The sequence below is a fragment of the Geminicoccus flavidas genome (assembly GCF_009806515.1).
GTDB lineage: Bacteria > Pseudomonadota > Alphaproteobacteria > Geminicoccales > Geminicoccaceae > Geminicoccus > Geminicoccus flavidus.
This window is the reverse complement of record NZ_WUJP01000327.1, coordinates 1-3,804: the sequence shown is the minus strand read 5'-3', so window position 1 is coordinate 3,804 and position 3,804 is coordinate 1. Positions and strand designations below refer to the sequence as shown.

Sequence of the window (3,804 nt, the reverse complement as noted above, 5' to 3'; positions counted from 1 at the left end):
ATCCGCCATCTGGCGACCCTCGCCGACAGCCTCCACGTGCGCCGGCTCCGCACCCTTGCCAGTTTCCTCGCCCAGACCATGGACCCGCCCGCCAGGCCCGGCCCGATCGCCCCCGCCCGGCCGACGGTGGTGCATCCGCCGAACCTGCGCGCCGAGGAGCGCAGCGGCGGCACGCCGAAGCTCAGTTGATCACCCGGTAGCGGCTGGCGTCGTTGCTCTTGCTGCCGCTCTTGCTGCCCAGCCCGCCGGCAAGGCGGATCAGCCGCTTGTGCACCGGCTGGCCGCGCCACTGGTCGTAGACCCAGATCCCGCGATGGTCCTGCCCGATATAGATGGCGGCATGGTTGCCGGTGCGGCTCGTATAGCTGCCGTCCCGCTCAAAGGTGGCGATCGCGACGCCCGGCGGCAGGCCGGTATTGCCGTGGACCACCGCACCCGGCCGCCACTCCGCGGTGCGCGGCACGCCGGCTGCCGCCTTCACGAAGTCGACGCAATGCCCGGGCCCGACCACCCGGCCCAGATGGGCCTGCGGCCGCTCCGCGACATAGGGGCCGGCCGCCAGCGCGGGCGAGGCCAGGCAGGCGAGGCCGGCTGCCAGCACGGTCATGGTTCTGGACATGACGTTCCTCCGGACGGGCGGCCATCCGTTCCCGACGGATGGTCCGGCCTGCTGGGCAATGATCCCGCACGGCGCGGCCGGCTATCCAGGGCCGCGCACACCTCGTCATCTGGTGATGCCGGCGCGTCATGACCACAACCCCGCTGCGACTTCGGGACCAGCGGCCGAGCCAAGATCATGCGCGGCAACTGTCACGGTCCTGCCGCGGTCGACCAGGCCGGATCCGGCAGGCCGTAGGACCGGGTTCAGTCCGGCCAGAGCGGCTTCCTGGCCCGGAACGGAACTGGCTTCGTCGAGCCGATCCGAACACGTCACCGCCGCGGGGAGCCGGCCAGCAGCAACGTCACCCCAATTTTAGCAATCTTCTCGATGTCCGGCAGGATCCGCGACTTTCTCCCAACCAATACGCCCAATAAGTTGTTGAACTTAATTCAGTTGACCAAGCGCAATGCTTGCAACAATCTCGCCGGGACATTTGACGACATGCCGAATGTTCGTCATGTTCGCCCGAGAACATGGGCGGGCCTGCATATTGGCATTGGAGGATCAGCCATGTTCCACCGGCGCGGCCTGCCGGCGCGACGTGCGCTCGGCATCACGCGACGCGGCGTCCTTCGGGCAGGAGCATTTGCGGCCGCCGCCAGCCTGCTGGGGCCGCCCGTCGCTGCGCAAGCCTCGGACCTAATCCCGCGCTACGAGATCCCGGCCTATGACGGCGACTTGCCGCCGTTGCCGCGGACCTGGACCAAGGAACGGCCGCCCTGGCGGACCGGGCGTGGTCGCAGGCGCTGAACCGGTCGAGCCGCACGAGGGCATCCCACCATGGTACTTCCTGAATACCGGCTGATCGGCTGCCCGATCTATGCCTCGACCCAAGCCAACATCCGCTGGCCGGCCGGGCATTATTTCTCGTTTCAGGTAGCCAAGAGCGGCACGGTCCGGCGCTTCCTGTGGCAAACCCAGGGCGCCCGCAAGCATGCCGAGCCCGATGACGCGCATTGCGGGGGCAATTTCGGCCGATACTTGGTCAAGTTCTACCGCTGCACCGACTGGACCCAGCCCAAGGGCGCGCAGCTCGCCGCCGGCGTGGTGACCGGCGGGGAGGAAGGTTACTATCCCGGCCGGCACGTGAACGGCTTCGACGGCTGGAATCCGGAGGGCTCGCCGGTCGCTGGTCCGATCGACAGCCCGGAGCTGGTGGGCGGCCTCCATGTCCAGGCCTGGATGAACCGGGTCCAGCCGCTGAACGGCGTCTCGTATTATTCCGGCACCGCCTTCGTCTACATCGACGTCCTGGCCGCCAATGGCGGCCCCTGGAACGTGACGGAGGGCGAGTGGATCCTGGCGGAGTTCGTCAACACCGCCCCTGATCCCACGGTCAATTTCTCGTTCGACAACAACGCGTTTTCGGCCGCGGCGGCCCATCCGGGGCAGGAAGCCTCAAGATCGCCCATGGACCGGCTGCTCGCGGTGCGCGAGTACCTGCCCGGCACCCAGCAGCCCAGCACCAACCAGACCGCCGGTGGCGCCCGCGGCATGACCCCGTTCTACATGCTGGGCTATGAGGACGGCACCTGGTACGGCCAGCCCTGGTACTACCGGGGGCGCTATACCGGCGGCAATCCGAGCGGCGGCCTGTTCGACGAGAATCCTACTAACCCCTCCGGCACGCCGCCGGCCGACGCCAGCCGCGGCCCGGCCCTCCTGCTCTACGGCACCCGCCGCCTGCGCCAAGTCCTGACCCCGCCCGCCGACTTTGGCGGCGAGACCGTCGACGTGATTTCCGTCCATGCCTGGCGCTGGACCAGCCTGTCCGGCTACACCCAAAACCGGCGCTTGGGCGTGCGCATCCTGCGCGTGTCCAGCACGTCGGGCCGGACCGTCTCGCCCTTCACCCAGGTCTGGCCACCCGCAACCGCGAGCGGCAGCGACGTGTTCCGGGTCGGCACCGGCAGCAATGGTGGCCCGTTCAAGGCCTTCCCGCTCGATACCTTCGTGGCGTTCGGCCAGAACGTGGTGCCCGGCACCACGCTCACCATCACGCCCTCCAACCTGACCAGCCGCACCTCGCCCACGCTCACCCAGTTCGAGCAGGCCGTGCCCAACATCCGCTATGGCCGGCTCACCATCAGCCCGAGCCTGCGCCTGGAGAGCCGCTATCGCTACGTGATCGAGCTCGCCGCCGAGAGCGGCTCGGCCTATGCTATGCAGTTGCAGAAGAACCCGCACCGCTACCTCAACCTGCTGCGCACCAAGTCCGACAACACGCTCGACACCAGCCAGGGCCGGGCATTGATGCCCGGCCAGACCGCCACTGGGACGCGCCGCCCGGAGATCAGGATCCCCCAGGTGTGGCCCTGCAACCCCCACGCCGTGCCAACCTTCAGCCAGGACAACGCCAACAACTCGGGCCGCTACTATAATGCGTCCGGCAAGCTATATTCCGGCACCAGCTGGACCGAGTTCAACGATCACATGCTGCCGGTCTGCCTGGATCCGCCCGTGTGATGCTGGAGACGAATCATGGCCACGATCATCGGTACGTCTGGAAACGACGATCTCGTCGGCACGCCGTCCAAGGACACCATCTATGGTCGCCTCGGCGACGATCGGCTGACCGGCGCTGAAGGTGACGATGCACTCTATGGTGAGGGCGGGGACGATCACCTGCTCGGACAGGAGGGCGACGACCGCATCTTTGGTGGGCTAGGCAACGACCTGCTGGATGGCGGCATCGGCAACGACCTGCTGAACGGCAATGACGGCGATGACACCCTGGACGGCGGCGAGGGCGATGACGACCTGCGTGGGCGGATCGGCAACGACCGGCTGGTCGGCGTTGCGGGCGATGACGTGCTCAAGGGCGACGACGGCGACGACCTGCTGAACGGCGACGCGGGCGACGACCTGCTGCTGGGTGGCGACGGCCAGGACGACCTGCGCGGCGGCCTGGGCGACGACACGCTCCATGGCGGCATCGGCAACGATTATCTGGATGCCGGCGGCGGCACCAACGTCCTGTTCGGCGATTTCGGCGACGATGTCGTCACCGCCTACAGCGACGACACGATCAACACCGGCAGCGGCGACGACCGGGTGAGCCTGCTGGGCTCGGCGAGCCTGAACGCCACCATCACCTTCGGCGAGGGCGCCGACACGCTCACCATGGACTATTCCGGCGGCAA

At 68.0% G+C, this 3,804-nt stretch carries 4 protein-coding genes and 1 pseudogene; 4 read left to right on the top strand and 1 reads right to left on the bottom strand.

The features are described from left to right. Positions 1-189, top strand: a pseudogene (locus tag EQG76_RS09085) (hypothetical protein); the annotation flags it as partial. Here the strand turns inward: EQG76_RS09085 and EQG76_RS09080 are convergent. Beyond that, a complete protein-coding gene (locus EQG76_RS09080) occupies positions 182-619 on the bottom strand; it encodes a BPSL0067 family protein (protein ID WP_159712638.1) in 438 nt (145 codons plus the stop codon). The pseudogene EQG76_RS09085 and the gene EQG76_RS09080 overlap by 8 nt on opposite strands. A 369-nt stretch (positions 620-988) precedes the next feature. Between EQG76_RS09080 and EQG76_RS09075 the strand changes: the two genes are divergently transcribed. From EQG76_RS09075 to EQG76_RS09065, 3 genes are all read left to right on the top strand, one after another. Beyond that, positions 989-1,411, top strand: coding sequence for a hypothetical protein (locus EQG76_RS09075; protein WP_159712636.1), 423 nt, complete (start codon positions 989-991; stop codon positions 1,409-1,411). A gap of 30 nt (positions 1,412-1,441) precedes the next feature. Next, positions 1,442-3,127 carry a hypothetical protein gene (locus EQG76_RS09070; RefSeq protein WP_159712634.1) on the top strand — a complete coding sequence of 562 codons (1,686 nt, stop codon included), beginning with the start codon at positions 1,442-1,444 and terminating at the stop codon, positions 3,125-3,127. Between the two features lie 15 nt (positions 3,128-3,142). Next, positions 3,143-3,804 (top strand): calcium-binding protein (locus tag EQG76_RS09065; protein ID WP_200840668.1); only part of this gene is annotated, 662 nt, incomplete at its 3' end.

What these genes read in the sequence shown, in the direction of transcription:
- EQG76_RS09075 (WP_159712636.1), top strand. Translation starts at nt 989, where the DNA reads ATGTCCGGCAGGATCCGCGACTTTCTCCCAACCAATACGCCCAATAAG.
- EQG76_RS09070 (WP_159712634.1), top strand. Translation starts at nt 1,442, where the DNA reads ATGGTACTTCCTGAATACCGGCTGATCGGCTGCCCGATCTATGCCTCG.
- EQG76_RS09080 (WP_159712638.1), bottom strand. Translation starts at nt 619, where the DNA reads ATGTCCAGAACCATGACCGTGCTGGCAGCCGGCCTCGCCTGCCTGGCC.